This is a genomic window from Sorangium sp. So ce426 (assembly GCF_051475585.1).
Taxonomy (GTDB): domain Bacteria; phylum Myxococcota_A; class Polyangia; order Polyangiales; family Polyangiaceae; genus Sorangium; species Sorangium cellulosum_B.
The window spans coordinates 2,501,790-2,520,985 of sequence record NZ_CP150341.1; the positions used below are offsets into that span (position 1 = coordinate 2,501,790).

Sequence of the window (19,196 nt, forward strand, 5' to 3'; positions counted from 1 at the left end):
CGAACGGAAGCGGGGAAGCGGCGCCGCCGGGGCGGGAGACCTCGGCGGCCCGCCGAACGTGCGGACCCGAGGCCGCTTCCGATGCTACACTCGCGAGCGTGTCGTTGAAGATCGACCAGGATCACGGGCGCTTCCGTCAGATCGTTCGCGGCCGCATCCGCGAGAACCTGCGCAAGTACATCTCGCAGGGCGAGCTCATCGGACGAAAGGGGAAGGACCTCGTCTCGATTCCCATCCCTCAGATCGACATCCCGCGCTTCCGCTTCGGCGACAAGCAACGCGGCGGCGTGGGGCAGGGCGACGGCAACCCCGGCGATCCCGTGGGGGGCTCGGACGACAAGCAGCCCGGCCAGGGGCAGGCGGGCAGCGGCGAGGGGGACCACCTCCTCGAGGTCGACGTCACGCTCGAGGAGCTCGCCGGCATCCTCGGCGAGGAGCTCGAGCTGCCCGACATCCAGGACAAGGGCAAGAGCAAGATCTCGAACGCCCACGATCGCTACTCCGGCATCCGCAGGGTGGGCCCCGAGTCCCTGCGCCACTTCAAGCGGACGTACCGCGAGGCGCTGAAGCGCATGATCTCGAGCGGGACGTTCCGTCCGTCGGCGCCCGTCGTCGTCCCCGTCCCGGACGACAAGCGGTACCGCTCGTGGAAGACGATCACCGAGCCCGTCGCGAACGCGGTCATCATCTACATGATGGACGTCTCCGGGTCGATGGGCGACGAGCAGAAGGAGATCGTGCGCATCGAGTCGTTCTGGATCGATGCGTGGCTGACCCGCCAGTACAAGGGCCTCGAGTCGCGCTTCATCATCCACGACGCGATCGCCCGCGAGGTCGACCGGGACACGTTCTTCCACACGCGCGAGTCCGGCGGCACGATGATCTCGAGCGCCTACAAGCTGTGCTCGCAGATCATCGACAACGACTACCCGCCGGACGAGTGGAACATCTATCCGTTCCACTTCTCCGACGGCGACAACTGGTCGATGGACGACACGCTCTCCTGCGTGGACGTGCTCAAGACCCAGATCCTGCCGCGGGTCAACATGTTCGCCTACGGGCAGGTCGAGAGCCCGTACGGCTCGGGCCAGTTCATCAAGGATCTGAAAGAACACTTCTCGCAGGACGATCGGGTGGTGGTGAGCGAGATCAGGGACAAGGACGCGATCGTGGGCAGCATCAAGGATTTCCTGGGGAAGGGGAAGTAGAGCGGTATGAGCAAGTTCGCCCTGAACACCGCGCTTCCCCGCTACCTGCGCACCGAGAAGGAGCGCATCGAGAAGATCGCCCGGGACTACGGGCTCGACTTCTTCCCCGTCATCTTCGAGATGCTGACGTACGATCAGATGAACGAGATCGCCGCGTACGGCGGCTTCCCGAGCCGCTACCCGCACTGGCGGTTCGGCATGGAGTACGAGCAGCTCTCGAAGAGCTACGAGTATGGCCTCTCGAAGATCTACGAGATGGTCATCAACAACAACCCTTCGTACGCCTACCTCCTCGAGGGCAACTCGCTCACCGACCAGAAGCTCGTCATGGCGCACGTGTACGCGCACGTCGACTTCTTCAAGAACAACTTCTGCTTCCGGTCCACCGATCTCGACCATCGCGGCCCGATCCTCGACCCGGTGCGGAAGAGCGACGCCTACGATCCGGACCGCAAGTGGATCGACAAGATGGCGAACCACGGCGCGCGCGTGTCGCGCCACATCGAGCGCTACGGCATCAACAAGGTCGAGGCGTTCGTCGACCACTGCCTCTCGCTCGAGAACCTGATCGACCCGTGGGCCCCGTTCACCGGCCGTCCTGTGGTCAAGGAGGACGAGGAGCCCACGGAGGAGCCGATGGACACCTACAAGCTCCGGGCCAAGGAGTACATGGACTCCTTCATCAACCCGGAGGAGATCCTCGCGGCGCAGCGGAAGAAGCGGCAGGACCAGAAGAAGCCGGAGCGCAAGGTGCCGGAGCGCCCGGAGCGCGACGTGCTCAAGTTCCTGATCGACCACGCGCCGCTCGATCGGTGGGAGCGCGACGTGCTCGAGATCATCCGCGAGGAGACCTACTACTTCGTCCCGCAGCGCCAGACGAAGATCATGAACGAGGGGTGGGCCTCGTACTGGCACTCGAAGATGATGACCGAGAAGGTCCTCGATGCGTCGGAGATCATCGACTACGCCGAGAACAACGCCGGTGTCATGGCGACGGCGCCGGGGCGCTTCAACCCCTACAAGGTCGGCGTGGAGCTCTATCGCTACATCGAGGAGCGATGGAACAAGGGCCGCTTCGGCCGCGAGTGGGAGGAGTGCGCGGACCTCGACGCGAAGCGCACGTGGGACATGCGGCTTGGCCTCGGCCGCGAGAAGATCTTCCAGGTGCGCGCGCTCTACAACGACGTGACCTTCATCGACGAGTTCCTGACGCCGGAGTTCGTGATCGAGCAGAAGATGTACACGTTCGGCTTCTCGGGGCGGAACGACAGGTTCGAGATCGAGAGCCGCGAGTTCAAGGAGGTGAAGGAGAAGCTCCTCTTCCAGCTGACGAACTTCGGCGACCCGTACATCCGTGTCGTCGACGCCAACTATGGCAACCGGGGAGAGCTCCTGCTCGAGCACGTGCACGGCGGCTTCGACCTTCGCGCCGACTACGCGCGCGAGACGCTCGTGGCGCTCGTCCGGTGCTGGAAGCGGCCGGTCGGCGTGGCGACGAAGATGGATAACAAGCCTGTGCTGCTCCGGTACGACGGCAAGGAGCACGCGATGACCCCGTACAAGCTGTGAGCGCCTGCGGAGCGATCCGCCGGCTCGGCGTCCTGCTCGCGCTCGCCGGCTGCGCCCCGGCGGCGCCGGCGTCGCGCTCGCCGGCGCCGCGACCCTCGGCGGAGGCCCCTGCGCCGCCTGCCCGGCTCGATCCGACGGCGAACACGGCGCCCGCGCCGCCTCCGGGGAGCGGCGCTGCCCCGGGCGCGGCGGGCGCGCCGGTCGGCTCGGGCGTCCCGCTCGACGCGCCGTCCACAAGCGAGGCCGCGGCGGCGAGCCCTCCTCCGCGCGTCGCGCGCGGCACCGGCACGTCGGCGGACAGGAAGCTCGAAGAGGGCGACGCCGCCTATGCGAGCGGCGATTTCGCCGCTGCCGAGAGGGCCTATCGCGCGGCCGCGCGGCTCGACAAGAAGGACGCGGCGGCGATCGTCGGCGCCCAGCGCGCGGCGATCGCCAGGGCAGGCGTGTCCACCGACTACAACGGGGCGCCGGGCGACAGGACGCTGCTCGCCGCGCTCCCGGAGCTGAAGCGCGCGGTGACGCTCGAGCCCGACCACGCGCTCGCGCACCTCGAGCTCGGCCGCGCGCTCCTCGTCCTCGGCCGGGCCGACGCGGCGCTCGGTGAGCTGACACGTGCCGCGGAGCTCGCCCCGAGCGACGCCGAGGCGCACTCCGCGCTCGGCGTCGCGCACCTCGCGCTCGGCGACCTGCAGGACGCTGTCCGTGAGCTGACGCGGGCGGCGGAGCTCGCCCCCGGGGACGCGGAGCGGCAGGCGAACCTCGGGACAGCGCTCCTGGCCGCAGGGAGGACGTCCGACGCGATCCGCGCTTACGAGCGCGCCGCGAGGCTCTCGCCAGCGGACGCGCGGCTGCAGAACGACCTCGGGACGGCGCTCCTCGCCGCGAACGATCCCGCGCGCGCCGTTCCGCACCTCGAGGCGGCCGTGGCGCGCGATCCGGCGCGCGCCACCTACCGATCGAACCTCGGGTATGCGCACCACCTCCGCGGCGACCTGCAGAAGGCGACCGCGCTCTACCGCGAGGCGCTCAAGCTCGACGACAGGCTCGGGAGCGCCTGGATCAACCTGGGCAACGCCCTTGCGCAGTCGGGCCAGCTGAAGGACGCGCGCGCAGCGTACGAGAAGGCGCGCGCCGTCGATCCCACGGATCCGCGCGTGAAGGCGGTGATGGACGAGCTCGACGCCATCGAGCGGCGCGGCGCTCCGCCGCGGTGACGCCGAGGCGCCGGTCGCGCGCGCCACAGCGGCGCCGCGCGTTGCGGTCGGGACGCGGCGCGCTGCAGCGCCGGACAGCGCGACGGCGAACACACGCGGCCCGCATGGATGATTGTCAAGCTCAATCGTTGCCATGTCCGGCCTCGCGCGCTTCTTGGCCGTTCGCGCCGTTCGCGCCGTTCGCGCCGCGCGCGCAGCTCGCGGCGAAGGTGAGGGTGCTCGGTCGAGCGGCGCCCAGCCGCAGGACGAGGGCTGCGGGACCATCGATGTTGCGACGCGCTCCCGGACGCCTGACGACACCCAGCGCCAGCCGCGAGCGCTCGCCCGGCGTGGGGCTCGTCGCGGCGCTGCCTCGAGACGCCGACTCCCGCGCGAGAGGGCCGCATACCGAATCCGCGCCCGAGAGACGCACTCGGCCCCGGCGCGCGATGGGCCACGTGGTAGGTGGGCGCACGGATCTCCTCGCACTCCCGCGGCGACTCGCCGGACCACACGATGTCTGAGCGCACCTCCGCCGCGCGCAGGAAGGGGTTGACAGCAGCGACGCACTTTCGATTACCTCTCTTCTGCTGCTCCAAATGGTCTGATGGTCAACGACCGTGCGCCCCGCCGAGGCGGCGGGGCGCACATGTGTAGCGAATTACAAATGGCGCCGCCGGCGCGGGTGCTCTGTGGACAAAATGTCTGCCTGTCGTGGTGACCCACGAACATCGCGTGCTGAGGCAAGCGGAGCCCGTTTCACCCGGATAAGCGCGCAACGACCGAACGGAGCCGCCGACCAGCAGGCGGCGCCCTACATCGGTTCACCTGGTCATGAGACCAGTGATCGTCGATAAATGCGAGCTGTATTACAGAAAGCTTACGGCGCGGTGGCATGCCTGGTGCAACCGGCCGGGCGGTCGCTGACGTTTCTGCCGCGTGAAGGCCCGGATGGCGCTCGCTGGAAACCTCGCGATGCACTCGACGGGGCACCCCGAACCCGGGTAACCTCGTTCGTGCCTCACTTGTCAACCAACCCCCGAGGCTTTGATGTCCGTTTCCAAGCAGGCCGACATAGCTCCGACCTTGCGACCGCCGCCCGCGTTACCGGCGGACGGCATGGTCATTTCCGCGAACTTCTCGGTCGGTGGCTTCAGTAAACGGTGGAACCACTGTCATCAGCTAGCCAATTTCCTCGCGAGGTACGCGAGCGCCAATGAGGATGACCCCGAGCGCCACGCGACCTTGCTCTCGACGTTCTTCAACGAATTGCTGGAAGCGATATACCGGAATCACGGCTCCACCGGCGAGATCAAGATGCGGTTCCGCAAGAAGCAGAACCACATCCTCGTCGAGGCGGAGGTCCCGATCAACGAGCAGAGCGCCAAGTTCTACAACCACGCCGTCCAGCTGGCCAATCAGCCGGATCCGATGGCCTGGTATCGAGAGCAGCTCGAGCACGACGTTCCGGATGATGACGCTCAGGCGCTCGGGCTGCTCGAACTCGCGGTCGTCTACGGCTCGAAGCTCAGTATCTCCGAACCCACGAACGGGGACTGGCTCCTTCTGGCGATTCAGTTCCCGTTCACTGAGGTAGAAGAACTATGACAGCTCCGATCGGTCGCGAATCCGCCGTACCGCCCTCGTCTGCGAGCGGCCTCCCTTCGTGGCGCTCGCAGGTGACCTTCAGCATGCGCGTCGACCAGACCGACCAGGAGGTTGCGCTCTCGGGCATGCTGCGGCCGTTCGGTGCCGATCAGATGAGGGCCATCCGCGGCACGCTGGAGACCGCGGCCAAGAACGCGAGCGGCGAGCTCTGCCTGGACTTCAAGCGGCTCAAGTACATGAACAACGTGGCATTCCTGGAGATAAACAGGTTTGTCCGTTGGGCCGTCGAGGCTCGTCCGAACCTGAAGATCAGGCTGATCATCTCCAGCGTCATCCCCTGGGCGATCCGCAAGTTCCAGGTCATCGCGGAGATCTACTCGAGCGTCTCCGTCGAGATCTACGACGTCGCGTTCTACCCGAGCCAGGGGATGCTCGAAGATGCCGAGTTCATCGACGTCCTCCGCCTCCAGGAGCGCATCATCTGGGAGCACGAGAAGACGGGGCTGACGAACCACGGCCTCTACCCGGGGATGAAGATCGCCGACATCGCGTGCGGCTTCGGCGACTTCGCGATCTTGCTCCAGAAGGAGTTCAAGCCGGAGCACGTCGTCGGGGTCGATCACTCCCGGCCCGCGCTCCGCTACGCGCAGGACCACGTGCGGCGGCTCGGGCTGGAGAACGTCGAGTATCAGTACGGCGACGCCGCGGCGCTGCTCCTGCCGGACAACTCGTTCGACTTCGTGTCTTGCCGTCTGTCTCTCCAGGTCTTTCCGCAGCCCGAGCGCATCATGCAGGAGCTCTATCGCATCTGCAAGCCGGGCGGCCGGATCTACATCACGAACGAGCTCCTGTCGTGCGCGTACGGCTATCCGGAGCAGGACCTCATCCGCGCGACCTACAAGCGGTTCGTCGAGCTCGGCAGGTCGATCGGGATGGATCTCGATACGGGGATAAAGACGCGGCAGATCATGGGAGAGGCGGGCCTCGAGGACATCCGCGTCAACCTGATCGACATCAACAACATGAATACGGACTGCTTCGACTTCGCGCGCGTCGTCGAGTGCTGGATCTCGGTGACCGCCAACATGGCCCGGACCGCCGGCGCCCCGCCGGACTACCACGCCGAGCTGAGCACCGGGCTTCGCGCTCACATGGCGGCGATCACGCACCCGCACGGCCTCGCCTCGTGGCCGATCTACGCCGGCTCGGGCCGCAAGCCGATGCGGGTCATGTGAGGGGAGAGACCGGGTCGTCATGCTCCGCCGCGTCGTGATGCCGATCGAGTGGCCCAGGGCCGTGCCGTTAGGAGATTGCCAGCCGTGAGCGTTCAACCTCGGAACTCTGGCGAACAGCGGCCTCAGAGCCTGCTCTTCAGGTTCAGGAAGTTCAGCACCAAGATCATCTTCGTGACGGGCGTGAGCGTCCTGCTCGGCGCCGTGTGGAACGTCGTCGTCGGGCGGCAAGGCATCCACCGGCTGAGCAGCGAGGCCGCCGCCGAGATCGAGGCGGGCCTCAACTCGGCGAACCGCGAGTACCTCACCAATCACCTGGAGGACAAGGCCACTCACGTCAACCTCAGGCTCGGCGAGGCGTACAGGGATCTCCAGACCCTCGCCGGCGTCTTGCAGATCGTGATCGATCGCGAGGAGGACGTCGCCCCGTTCCTGCGGACGGCCGCCGACTTCCCGTATTTCCGCGATCAGATGAAGTACAACCCGAAGGGGAACTGGTACCAGAACGATCCTAGCGAGCCGAGCGTCGTCAGCGTCTGGGGCTACATGGGGAAGGACGGGACGATCCTGCCCGAGGTCCAGCGGGCCGTCGACGAGACGGCGTTTCTCGACCTGATCATGCCCGCGTTCGGCAAGTACGGCGCCGACAAGCTTCAGATCTATTACGTCGGCCCTGAGGACAAGCCGTATGTGCGGCTGACGCCGTACACGGAGCTGGCGTCGACGTTCGACAAGCTGTATCCGGGGCACAACGACCAGGGGTGGTACAAGTTCTTCTTCCCCGGCATCGCCGAGAGCTGGAACGAGTGGGCGAAGGACCCGGCCGGGCTGGGCGCGCACCCGGATCAGACCACGGTCACGGCGCCGTACGACGACGCGGCGGGCGGCGGCATCGTGATGACGGCGTTCCACCCGCTCTGGGCGAAGGACCGCAAGAGCTTCGTGGGGTCCGTCGGGCTCGATCTCACGCTCGCGCAGCTCATCGAGTCGATCAAGGACGTCAAGCTGGCCACCGCGGGCTTCGCCTTCCTGGCGCAGGCGGACGGGAACGTCTTCGCGGTCAACGAGCTCGGCGCGAAGACGCTGCGGCTGCGCACGGACGCGGGCGCCGGTCAGAACTCCGGCGTCGGCATGCTGCAGCGGTTCTTCAAGGACAGCGAGGACCCGGGGGTCTCTGGCATCGTCCTTCCGAACGATGATAAAGTCGACTACCGGGAGATGGTGATATCGGGCGAGACGTACATCATCGCCCTCCAGCGGCTCGCGCCGGTGAACGGCTGGGCCGGGCCGGACGCGCGCGTGGCCAAGGAGCGGTGGACGATGGGCTTCGTCGTCCCGAAGAAGGAGATGTACGCCTCGCTCCTCGCGGCGCAGAAGAGCATCGAGAAGAGCAGGACGGTGATCGTCGGGACCCAGGTCCTCATCACGATCGCCTCGTTCCTCGTGCTCATGCTGGGCGTCTACCTGATCTCCCGCAAGATGACGGGCGCCCTGGTCGCGCTCTCGACCGGCGCGACGCGGATGCGCGAGGGCGATTACGGCGTTCGCATCGACGTGAACTCCGCGGACGAGATCGGGCAGCTCGGCGTCGCGTTCAACGAGATGGCGAGCGAGATCGAGGCCTACACGAACAACCTCGAGGAGCTCGTCGGCGAGCGGACGAGGGCCCTCGAGAAGGCGAACGAGGAGATCAGCGAGCTGAACGCGAAGCTCGCCCAGGAGAACATCCGGCTCGGCGCCGAGCTGAACGTCGCGCGGCAGCTCCAGCTCATGGTGCTCCCCGCGCCGAGCGAGCTCCAGGAGATCCCGGGCCTCGACATCGCGGGCTACATGGCCCCTGCCGACGAGGTCGGCGGGGACTACTACGACGTGCTCCGGAGCGACGGGCTCGTCAAGATCGGCATCGGCGACGTCACCGGCCACGGGCTGGAGAGCGGCGTCTTGATGCTGATGGTCCAGACGGCCGTCCGGACGCTGCTCGCGGCCAACGAGCGGGATCCGAAGAAGTTCCTGAGCATCGTCAACAAGGTCATCTACCAGAACATCCAGCGCATCCGATCGGACAAGAACCTGTCCTTGACCCTGCTCGACTACAGCGACGGCGAGCTCCAGCTCACCGGTCAGCACGAGGATCTCATCATCGTCCGGAAGGACGGGACCCTCGATCGTGTCGAGACCATGGGGCTCGGGTTGCCGATAGGCATCGACCTGGATATCAGCGATTTCATCGGTAGCATCGAGGTGAAGCTGGAGGCCGGGGACGTCGTGACGCTCTTCAGCGACGGCATCACCGAGGCGGAGGACTCTTCAGAGGAGCAGTACGGAATCGACCGTCTGTGTCAGGTGATCTCGCGGAACCACGAAAGAACCTCGCGGGAGATCAAGGACGCTATCATCGAGGACGTCTTGGCGCACGTAGGCTACAACAAAATCCATGATGACATTACTGTACTTGTCATTAAGAGGGTATGAGCAAGGGGGAGACTGGGCATTACCATGAGCGAAATCATCGGCGTCTACTCTTTAGACGATTCGTTCAGCGAACACATGTCGCTGACGTTGTACCCCGACTCGTTCGCGGTGAGATGGAGCCTTTGTAACCTGACGGCCAATTTCATGGCCGAGTACTTCGGCGAGCTCTTTCCGGAGATAGACGGCGAGGACAGGCTCATCAGCCGAGACGAGGTCTCAGGCGCCATCGGGTACGTGCTGAACGAACTGGTTGAGAACGCCGTCAAGTTCAATCAGCACGGTGACATCACGGTGACCGTGGGTATCGGGCGTGAGGACCTGGTGTGCCTCGTCAGCAACCAGATCACGAACGCCGCCGTCCCCTCGCTTCGTGAGAAGCTCCTAGAGCTCACACAGGAGGACCCTGGGGAGCTCCTGCGTCGGCAGGCGGAGGCGAACGCCGAAGACGCGGAGAACGCCGGGTCGGGGCTCGGGTATCTCATCATCATGAATGATTACGGTGTCAGTCTTGGCTGGAAGCTGGACCCGATCTCGGTCAACAGCTTCAGCATCAAGACGATGGCCAGGATTCCTATTTTGAATGAAAGGTCGAGAATGGAAATCAAAGGTGGTAACTACCGGGTTTGGTACGATCCCTCTGAGGTGGTGGTGTACCTGGAAGGAATCCTTCGTCTTGGCGGCACCACCGAGTACGCCCCGATCGAGGAGCTGCTCGACAAGGTCCTGGCCACGAACCCTCCCACCATCACACTCGACGTCAGGGCGCTGAACTTCCTGAACAGCTCCGGGATCAACGTCCTCTACAAGTTCGCGATCGCCACCAGGAAGAAGGGCGAGCTCCAGCTCATCGTCCGCGGGTCGAAGTCCATCCCGTGGCAGGGGAAGTCGCTGCCCAACCTCAAGAAGTTCAATCAGAACTTCGAGATGATACTCTGTGATTGAGATCGGATGGGTTCTTCCGTCCAACCCGAATCGCGTCCAGGTCGAGCCATGACTGCACCCAAGGACATCAGCTCGATGCACTCCAGAGGCTTCCTACAGAAGCAGAGCAATCTGGATGCCATCAGGGCGATCGTGAAGGAGCGGCAAGCGTGGAACACGTTGCTCCGCGAGGAGGGGAACTTCACAGACTTCATGGAGCGCTGCAGCGCGCTCTTGGAGTACGTCGACAAGCTGAAGCTCGACTTCGACGACCTCTCCCTGGTGCACGAGGCGATCCTGGAGCACGCGACCAGCATCGAGAACGAGCTCGAAGGGTACAACCGGGCCATCGACGACGACCTCGCGGTGGCGCGGCAGGTCCAGCGCGCCCTCCTTCCGGAGGCGAGCGGGGCCATCGCCTCCTCGTTCGACATGGCCATCTTCCACAAGCAGCTCGCCCAGGTCGGAGGAGACTACTACGACTTCTTCTACCTCCCCGGCGAGCGCCACGCGATAGGTGTTTACGATATCTCAGGTCACGGAGTATCGTCGGCGCTCATCATGGCGTTTCTGAAGGCGCAGTTCGCCCACGCTACCAAGCGGCTCGATAGCCCTGGGGCGATCGTGGACTGGGTGAACCGGAGCGCCTACTCGTTCCTCCGGGAGGTTCGCCGGTACGCGACGGTGAACTTCGTCATGTTTACTGACCGATTCCTCCGCTACGTCTCGGGCGGAGGGTACGGGCTCCTGGTCCGTCGCGGTACGCCTCGCTCGTTCAACCGGGTGAGCAACTTCATCGGTCTGCGCATCAAGCCATTTCACGAGTTCGAGCTGCCGTTCGAGGAGGATGACGTCCTCGCCTTGTACACAGACGGGATGTTCGAGGCGCAGGACGCGAGCGGGGAGATATATTCCGTGCAACGTCTCAACGAAATCGTCGTCAAGCACAGCGAGGAACCGGTGCAGGTGATCCTCGACCGGTGCATCGAGGACTACACGCGGTTCCGGGTGGCGGACGCCGACGACATCACACTGATCATCCTGCGAAGGTGCGCCTGATGAAGCCCGAGAAGAATCATTCGCAGACGTCGGTCGGTGCATCGATATATATATCTCCGATCGATCACATCACGGGCGACGTGGCCGGCCTGCTTGCGAACTTTTTGGACGCGCTTCTGGTGAGGTTCTATCCCAGACGGATCTGCCAGAAGGTCAACGTGGTGGTCACGGAGCTGGTCACCAACGTGCTCCAGCACGGGACCGAGCGTGAGAGCGAGGTGCGGCTCGATCTGAGCATCGATCCGGATCGATTGCTCATCAAGGTATCCAACCGCGTTACGCCGGAAGAGTACCGGACCGTCAAGGCGGTATTCGACGAGATCTTCGCCGCGGAGGACCCGAGAGAGCTCTTTGCCAGGACGGTGCGCGAGCGGCGCAACGATCGACGCAGGGGCGGTCTAGGGCTCATTCGGTTGACCGCCGAGAACAAATTCCATCTCTCGACGCAGTACGTCGATGGAATCCTCGTCGTCCAGGCTACTTTCCCTTGAAAAGGCTGCGTATGTTTTCCACGAAAGGTCGCGTATGAAGGCTCTCAGCTATGGAGAAATCACGGATGGCGGGCTGAGCGTCTTTCAGTCGGTCGCCCGGCTCGATGACGACAACCGCCTCGTCTTGACCTTCGAGGGCGCTATCCGGATCGACAACCCGTACCGGTACCTGTCGAGCTACCTGGACGAGCTGGCCCGAGTCCTCCCGCAGCACCCGATCACGTCCACGGTGATGGATTTCGTGAAGATGCGGTTCTGCAACTCGAACGGCTTCTACGTCATCATGGATATCGTGGACGCCGTGTACAACCTGGTGCCCGGCCGGGTGACCGTGCGGCGGATCCTCGACGATGACTGGCAGCACGAGACGCTGCCCATCCTGCTCAACCTGAACGAGGAGCACGTGGCCGCGCGGACGACGTTCGAGGACGTCAAGGAGACCTAAGCGCGGGGGTGTGGGCTGGGGAAGGCGACCGGCGATGGACACACCTGCGAACGAAGCGGACGTAGAGAGGTTCTTCGCTGTCTGTCCCGATCCGCTGTGTGTTCTGCGGAGCGATGGATCGTTTTTGCGGGTGAGCGGCGCCTGGGAGCGGACGCTCGGCCTCGGGACCGAGGATCTCGTCGGCCGGAGCCTCCTCGATCTCGTGCACCAGGACGACGTCGTCGCGACCAGGGAGCAGATGGATCGGCTCCGCCAGGGGCCCGTCACGCTCGGGCTGGAGAACCGGTGCAGGAGCAGGAGCGGCCTCTACGTCTGGCTGTCGTGGTCGATGCTCTCGGTGCCGAGCGAGGGGCTCGTGTACGGGTGGGCGCGCAACGTGGGCAAGCAGAAGCGCCTCGAGCGGGCGCTGATGCAGCGGATCGAGACCAAGATGCTTGTCGCGTCGATCTCGGCCCATTTCATCAACGTGAAGCTTTCGGACGTCGACCGCGGCTTCCACTCGGCGCTCGCGGAGCTCGGCAAGGCGCTCTGCGCCGACAGGACGAGCCTGTTCCTCCTCGCGGAGGACGGGCGGAGGTTCCTGAACACGCACGAGTGGTGCGCCGACGGGGTGCCGTCGCTGCGCGCGGAGCGGGGAGTCGTGTCCAGGGACGTGTATCCGTGGCTCGTCGAGCGGCTGTTCCGCCTCGAGGTGTGCGACGTGCCGCGCGTGGCCGATCTGCCGGAGGAGGCAGCGAGCGAGCGGCGGGCCTTCACGGAGCTCGGGATCGCCTCGCTCGTCCGGATGCCTGCAGCGTACGCGGGGCGGCTCGTGGGCGTCGTGGGGCTCGACGCGGTGCGATCGACGCGCGCGTGGGACAAGAGCGTCCGGGCGCTGCTCCAGGTCATCGGCGAGATGTTCGCGATCACGCTGGAGCGCATGCGCGCCGAGGAGTCGCTCCGCGCGGTGGTCGAGCAGCAGGAGTCGATGCGCGCGGTGATCTCGCGGCAGGAGTCCGCGATCGAGACGCTGTCGACGCCGATCATCCAGGTCTGGGACAGCGTGCTCGTGCTGCCGCTCGTCGGCAGCATCGATCGCCACCGGGCGACAGAGATCACGGAGAAGCTGCTGCGCACGATCGTCGAGACGAAGTCGCGCTACGCGATCGTCGAGGTGACGGGGGTCGAGGAGGTCGACTCGACGACGGCGCAGCACCTCATCAGCATGCTCCAGACGATCGAGCTGCTCGGCGCGCAAGGGGTCGTGGCCGGGGTCCAGCCGCAGGTGGCGCAGACGGCCTCGTCGCTCGGCGTCGAGCTCTCGTCCGTCCAGGTGCATCGGGACCTCCAGGAGGCGCTGAGGTGGTGCATCCGGGAGCTCCGGGCAGACCGGGCGACAGGGAAGCCGCGGCTGGGACGGCGGTAGATCCAGGTTGCGCTTCCCCCGGGGAGCGAATATTTCGTACACGAAGCATCGTGACAGCGACCCTGCCGCCGCCCGAGAGGCCGGAGATCGACGCCATCGTGGAGATGATCATCTATCTCTACACGGAGTCGCGCAGGCTCACGAAGGGCATGGCGAGCGGATTCGGCCTCACCGGGCCACAGCTCACCATCCTCAAGCTGCTCGAGTCGTTCCAGGATCTCTCGCTGTCCACGCTGTCGGAGCGCATCCGGGCGCAGAACAGCACGGTGACCGGGATCGTCGATCGCATGGAGCGAGAGGGGCTCGTCCGCCGCGAACGCTCGAAGGCCGACCGGCGCGTCGTCCACATCCGGCTCAGCGAGAAGGGGGCGCGGCTCGCCCGCGAGATCCAGGTCGAACCGATGGAGATCTTCCGGAGCGCGCTGCTGAGCTTGAGCTCGACCGATCTGCGCGATCTGCTCCGGATCCTGACGAAGCTGCAGAAACAGGTGGTCTCGCGGGTCGGACTGAGCCGGACAGAAGAAGAGCGACGGCGCTGAGGACGCGAAAGGGAGGCAGGGGGCATGAGAGAGAAGCCGACGTTCACCGGGGAACCGAGGGATCCGAACGGACGAGATCCCGATATCTGCGTGGTGACCTGCGCGCTGTCAGGGGTGCTCGCCGGCCGCAAGCAATGCCCCGCCATCCCCTATACGCCGGTCGAGATCGCCGAGGAGGCGAAGCGGGCCTACGACGCAGGGGCGGCGGCGGTGCACATCCACGCGCGCAACGATGACGGATCACCGACGTTCTCTCCGGCCGTGTTCGCGCGGATCAAGGACGAGGTGCGCAAGCGCTGCCCGGTGATCCTGAACTTCTCGACGGGCACCCTCCTCGACGACGTGAGCGAGCAGTGCGCGACCGTCCGGGAGAGCCGCCCCGAGATCGCGGCGCTCAACATGGGCACCATGAACTACTCGAAGTACTCGCGCGCGCGGAAGACCTTCGATTTCGATATGGTGTTTCCCAACACGTACGCGAAGATCTGCAAGCTCCTTGACGCAATGAACGAGGCCGGGACGAAGCCAGAGCTCGAGTGCTTCGATACGGGGCACACCCAGGGTACCTGGCCGCTCGTCGACATGGGGCTGCTCAAACCCCCGCTCCAGTTCTCGTTCATCGTCAACGTGCTGGGCGGCATCCCCGCGCACGTGGAGTCGCTCCAGCTCCAGACCAGGATCATGCCGCCCGGCTCGGAGTGGGAGGTGATCGGGATCAGCCACGGGCAGTGGAGGATGCTGGCGGCGGCGCTCGTGCTCGGCGGCAACGTGCGGTGCGGGCTCGAGGACCACTTCTACCTGCCGAGCGGCGAGATGGCGCGCAGCAACGGAGAGCTCTGCGAGGTGGCCGTGCGCATGGTGCGCGACGTCGGCCGCAGGCCGGCGACGGTCGAGGAGGCCCGGCAGATCCTGGGCCTTCACGACGGCGGCGCGGCAGGAGCGACAGGAGGAACGGCCTCGTGACGGAGCGCGCGTACACGGTCATCCAGGCCTTCTCCGCGGGGGGCGTCCTCCGGCTCACGCTGAACAACCCGTGGCGCAAGAACGCGATCGGGCCGGCGATGGTGGGCGAGCTGCTCGACGCCCTCGCGGCGGGCGCGGCGGACGAGGCGGTGCGCTGCGTGGTCCTGACCGGCGCGGGCGACGCGTTCTGCGCGGGCGGGGACTTCGCGCAGATCGCGGGCGCCGAGGGGGCGCCGCCGCCCGAGATGAAGGGCGATTACGCGGACCTCCTGCTCGCCTTCGCGAACTCGAGCAAGCCGATCGTGGCGCGGGTGAACGGGCACGCGCTGGGCGGCGGGCTCGGGCTCGTCGCGGCGTCGCACTTCGCGATCGGCGCCCGCGGCGCCAAGCTCGGGACGCCGGAGATCAACGTCGGCCTGTTCCCGATGATGATCATGGCGGTGCTCCAGCGGCACGTGAGCCGGCGCAAGCTGCTGGAGATGATGCTCCTCGGGCAGCGCCTCGACGCCGACGAGGCCGCGCAGTGCGGCCTGCTCAACAAGGTGGTCGAGCCGGGAGCGCTCGACGCCGCGGTCGACGAGGTGACCTCCGCCATCACCTCGAAGAGCCCGATCGCGGTGCGCCTCGGCCTCGAGGCGTTCGCGGCGCAGGACGATCTCGACCTCGAGTCGGCGCTGCCGCTCCTGCGCGAGCGGCTCGCCGGCTGCCTCGCGACGGACGACGCGCGGGAAGGGCTCCTGGCCTTCCTGGAGAAGCGAAAGCCCCGCTGGTCGGGCAGGTAGGCGCGCCGGGGCGCGCAGGGAGAGGTGGCCCGTGAACATGCGAGAGCTCGTGAAGGACCTCGAGGCCCGTCGGGAGCTGGTGCGGCGGATGGGCGGCGAGGAGCGCGTGGCGAAGCAGCACGCGCGCGGGAAGATGACGGCGCGGGAGCGGCTCGCGGCGTTCTTCGACGACGGGGTGCACTTCGAGGTGGGGATGCACGGCACGCAGATGGGGCTCGCGGCCGGGCCGGACGGGAGCGACCGGCCGCCGGCGGACGCGGTGGTCTGCGGGTTCGGCAAGGTCGACGGGCGGATGGTCTGCGCCGCGGCGTACGACTTCACCGTGAAGGGCGGCAGCATCGGGCAGACGGGCGAGGAGAAGGTGACCCGCCTGCGGCAGATGGCGCTCCGCGGCCGCTGGCCGATCGTGTGGTTCATCGACTCGGGCGGGGCGCGCATCGATCCCGGCTCGATGCACCCGGACAGCATCTCGCTGTTCGCCGGCTCCGGGCACCTGTTCCGCGAGCAGGTGCACATGAGCGGCGTCGTGCCGCAGGTCGCGGCCATGGTGGGGCCCGGCGCCGCGGGCACGGCGTACATCCCGGGGCTCGCGGACTTCGTGCCGATGGTCAAGGACGTCGGCTCGCTGGCGCTCGGCGGCCCCGCGCTCGTGCGGGCGATGACGGGCGAGGACATCTCCGAGCAGGAGCTCGGCGGCAGCAAGGTGCACACGACGAAGAGCGGCGTCGGGGACGCGGAGTACCCGAGCGACGCCGAGTGCGTCGCCGCGGTGAAGCGGTACCTGTCGTTCTTCCCCTCGAGCTGCGACGAGGAGCCGCCGCGCCTGCCGATCACGGATCCGATCGACCGGCGGGAGGAGTCGCTGCTCGACCTCCTGCCGGAGAGCCCGCGGCGCGCCTACGACATGCTGAAGCTGATCGACGCCATCGTCGATCACGGCGAGCGGTTCGACCTGAAGCCGCGGTGGGCGCGGTCGATCATCACCTGCCTCGCGCGCATCGGCGGCCAGCCGGTCGGCGTCGTGGCGAACCAGCCGACCCAGATGGGCGGCATCCTCGACGTGGACGCGTCGGACAAGGCCGCGCGCTTCATGCAGATCTGCGACGCGTTCAACATCCCGCTCGTGTTCCTGCAGGACGTGCCGGGGTTCATGATCGGCTCGAAGGTCGAGCACGAGGGGATCATCCGCCACGGGGCGAAGATGCTGCACGTCATGGCGGCGGCCACGGTGCCCAAGATCACGGTGGTCGTGCGCAAGGCGTACGGCGCGGGCTACTACGTGATGTGCGGGCGCGCGTACGAGCCGGACCTCATCGTCGGCTGGCCGACCGCGGAGATCAGCGTGATGGGGCCGGAGGGGATGCTCGGGATCGCGGCGAGGAAGATGTTCGGCGACGCGCCGCCGCCGCCGGAGGTGAAGCAGGGGATGGTCGACGCGATCCAGAAGAACATCGACGTGATGAAGGTCGCCGGCTGGGGCCTCATCGACGACGTGATCGATCCGCGGGACACCCGGAGGGCGATCGCGTGGGGGCTGGAGCTCGCGCGGAAGAAGCGGGTGGAGCGGCCGGAGAAGAAGCGGGGGATCCTTCCGGTGTAGGGCGAGCCCGGTGCGTTAGCGCGCGCGGCGGCGTTTGGGGCGCGGGGGACGGGCAGGCGAGGGCTCAGGCGCAGCGTTGGGGCCCTCCAGCTCCGCGAGGCGGCGGCGAAGGTCGTCATGGTCGGCCAGCGCGGGACCAAGGTCGGAAAGAGCGAGTAGCTGGCGTATGACGAGAGCTTCTCTGTCAGGCTGGTTTGTTCTGCGTGCGAGCGACGCGATTTCTCGAGCCTGGTGCTCCATCTTCGCTCTCATACGCTTCACTGGGCGGAATTTCGCGTCCAGAACCTGAAATCTCAGCATCATACGTAGCGCAGCATCCGCATTCTTCTCGTCTCCTAGTGCTCGGAACTCCTGAGACGCCGAGACGAGCATACTAACGGCATCGTCGATCCGCTGGATAGCCACTGCTGACATCGATGCATGCATCCGTGCCATGCTCGCGATCTGTCGATTCCCGATCGAGTCCGCCTCACGAATGGCTTCCTCAAGTCGACGGAGGGCAGCCTCGTGCTCCCTGCACTGCGTCAGAGCGACCCCTATAAGGACGCTGATCGATGCGTGCGCCTCACGATCGCCTTGCCCCTGCGCGAGAGCAGCAGTGCGCTCGAAAACCCTCAACGCCGCGTCGCTCTGCCCTGCATTGACCAAGGCGACACCGAGCTCCGCGAGTGCCAGAATGAGCCCGCGGACATCCTCGCGCGCCTCCGCTTCCTCCGCGCGCCTCTGGAGAAGAGAGAGCTGCTTTCCAGCGCGGTCCCGTGGCGTGGGCTCGACCAGTTCGGTCGTGCGGAATGGATCGACCGCCCATTCGAGCAGCGTGGCTGCAATCCCGTCGTAGGCCTCGGCCAGAGGCTCATGGACGGCGATGTCTGTCGCCCGGCCGAGCAGCTCCTCACCGAATCCGTAGCGGGCCCGCTGCGGTACTAGATGGGTTTGGAGCCCATACGGATGCTCTTCTTGCGTCCAGATGCCCTGCTCGATCCCCGCTTCAAACCACGGCTTCTGCTCCGCGAGCCAGCGCTCTGCCAGCGTCGTTTCCTCCACGATCGGGACCCGACAGACCGAAAGCCACACCCGCGGCTTCTTCCGTCCGGCCCGCTGCTCGGGCCCTGCTGCAGCGATCGATCTCGCCACGCGCTCGATCCCCTCAAGCGATTGCCGGTTCGGCGACGTCATGAGCATAACGCTGTCCGGGAGCTGAACGGTGCAGATCCCCCCTGGATCCGTGAGGCCAGTTCGGCTGTCCACGAGCACCAAGTCCGCTCGATCCACCAGCTGGGCGCGCAGCGTCTCGACAGCCCGCGCCCCCGCCCTCGTCTCGTAGAACGCTTTCCAGTCGAAGCGGGCAAGGCGGCTGTCGTACTCGGCATCTTGGCGCCCCGCGATCATCAGGCGCAGCGAGCCGTGCCGGGGGCCGCGCTGCCCTTCCTGGATCCGCATGAGCCAGCCAGTCGCGTCTGGCGGTTCGGGGTCCTTGCGCAGCACGGCTTCCTCCCATGCCTCGAGGTAGTCGAGCACGCCTCGCGCCTCAGCGAGCTCCCGCTCAGGGACTCCGAAGAACGTATGCAGCCCCGGCGCCTCCAGATCCCAGTCCACCGCGATCACGTCGAGCGCGTGGGTGTCCGCGAGCCGATACGCAACGTTCGCGAGGGCCATGGTCCGCCCTACGCCGCCCTTGTAGGCGTAGAACGTGACCACCCGGCGATCCG

General features: G+C 66.3%; 16 protein-coding genes. 15 read left to right on the plus strand and 1 reads right to left on the minus strand.

Annotated elements, in window-relative coordinates:
• Positions 1–98 precede the first annotated feature (98 nt).
• From WMF44_RS09540 to WMF44_RS09610, 15 genes are all read left to right on the plus strand, one after another.
• Complete coding sequence (locus WMF44_RS09540) at positions 99–1,208, plus strand: DUF444 family protein (protein WP_044964401.1); 1,110 nt, start codon at positions 99–101, stop codon at positions 1,206–1,208.
• Between the two features lie 6 nt (positions 1,209–1,214).
• Positions 1,215–2,777, plus strand: a complete 1,563-nt coding sequence (locus WMF44_RS09545; protein WP_437298814.1) for a SpoVR family protein — start codon at positions 1,215–1,217, stop codon at positions 2,775–2,777.
• Positions 2,774–3,991 carry a tetratricopeptide repeat protein gene (locus WMF44_RS09550; protein WP_437298815.1) on the plus strand — a complete coding sequence of 406 codons (1,218 nt, stop codon included), beginning with the start codon at positions 2,774–2,776 and terminating at the stop codon, positions 3,989–3,991. Before WMF44_RS09545 ends, WMF44_RS09550 begins: the two co-directional genes overlap by 4 nt.
• A 1,029-nt stretch (positions 3,992–5,020) precedes the next feature.
• Positions 5,021–5,578 carry a hypothetical protein gene (locus tag WMF44_RS09555; RefSeq protein WP_437298816.1) on the plus strand — a complete coding sequence of 186 codons (558 nt, stop codon included), beginning with the start codon at positions 5,021–5,023 and terminating at the stop codon, positions 5,576–5,578.
• A 71-nt stretch (positions 5,579–5,649) separates the two neighbouring features.
• A complete protein-coding gene (locus WMF44_RS09560; protein WP_437298817.1) occupies positions 5,650–6,813 on the plus strand; it encodes a methyltransferase domain-containing protein in 1,164 nt (387 codons plus the stop codon).
• 84 nt (positions 6,814–6,897) lie between these two features.
• Positions 6,898–9,282, plus strand: coding sequence for a SpoIIE family protein phosphatase (locus tag WMF44_RS09565; protein WP_437298818.1), 2,385 nt, complete (start codon positions 6,898–6,900; stop codon positions 9,280–9,282).
• A 24-nt stretch (positions 9,283–9,306) separates the two neighbouring features.
• Positions 9,307–10,224 carry a slr1658 superfamily regulator gene (locus tag WMF44_RS09570; protein WP_012234413.1) on the plus strand — a complete coding sequence of 306 codons (918 nt, stop codon included), beginning with the start codon at positions 9,307–9,309 and terminating at the stop codon, positions 10,222–10,224.
• A 48-nt stretch (positions 10,225–10,272) separates the two neighbouring features.
• Positions 10,273–11,262, plus strand: a complete 990-nt coding sequence (locus WMF44_RS09575) for a PP2C family protein-serine/threonine phosphatase (RefSeq protein ID WP_044964406.1) — start codon at positions 10,273–10,275, stop codon at positions 11,260–11,262.
• Positions 11,262–11,753, plus strand: coding sequence for an ATP-binding protein (locus tag WMF44_RS09580; RefSeq protein ID WP_231864758.1), 492 nt, complete (start codon positions 11,262–11,264; stop codon positions 11,751–11,753). The genes WMF44_RS09575 and WMF44_RS09580 overlap by 1 nt, the downstream gene beginning before the upstream one ends.
• A gap of 34 nt (positions 11,754–11,787) precedes the next feature.
• Positions 11,788–12,198 (plus strand): hypothetical protein, encoded by a 411-nt coding sequence (locus WMF44_RS09585; protein WP_012234416.1) that lies wholly within the window; start codon positions 11,788–11,790, stop codon positions 12,196–12,198.
• Positions 12,199–12,232: 34 nt separating this feature from the next.
• Positions 12,233–13,603, plus strand: a complete 1,371-nt coding sequence (locus WMF44_RS09590) for an STAS domain-containing protein (RefSeq protein ID WP_437298819.1) — start codon at positions 12,233–12,235, stop codon at positions 13,601–13,603.
• Positions 13,604–13,653: 50 nt separating this feature from the next.
• Complete coding sequence (locus tag WMF44_RS09595; protein WP_437298820.1) at positions 13,654–14,142, plus strand: MarR family winged helix-turn-helix transcriptional regulator; 489 nt, start codon at positions 13,654–13,656, stop codon at positions 14,140–14,142.
• A gap of 24 nt (positions 14,143–14,166) precedes the next feature.
• Positions 14,167–15,105 carry a 3-keto-5-aminohexanoate cleavage protein gene (locus tag WMF44_RS09600; RefSeq protein ID WP_437298821.1) on the plus strand — a complete coding sequence of 313 codons (939 nt, stop codon included), beginning with the start codon at positions 14,167–14,169 and terminating at the stop codon, positions 15,103–15,105.
• Positions 15,102–15,887 (plus strand): enoyl-CoA hydratase/isomerase family protein, encoded by a 786-nt coding sequence (locus WMF44_RS09605; protein WP_437298822.1) that lies wholly within the window; start codon positions 15,102–15,104, stop codon positions 15,885–15,887. Before WMF44_RS09600 ends, WMF44_RS09605 begins: the two co-directional genes overlap by 4 nt.
• A gap of 37 nt (positions 15,888–15,924) precedes the next feature.
• The gene (locus WMF44_RS09610) at positions 15,925–17,487 is read left to right on the plus strand and encodes an acyl-CoA carboxylase subunit beta (protein ID WP_437301544.1); all 1,563 of its coding nucleotides are present in this window, start codon (positions 15,925–15,927) and stop codon (positions 17,485–17,487) included.
• Positions 17,488–17,502: 15 nt separating this feature from the next.
• On the opposite strand, the gene WMF44_RS09615 is transcribed toward WMF44_RS09610, so the two are convergent.
• The gene (locus tag WMF44_RS09615; protein WP_437298823.1) at positions 17,503–19,185 is read right to left on the minus strand and encodes a KGGVGR-motif variant AAA ATPase; all 1,683 of its coding nucleotides are present in this window, start codon (positions 19,183–19,185) and stop codon (positions 17,503–17,505) included.
• Positions 19,186–19,196 lie beyond the last annotated feature (11 nt).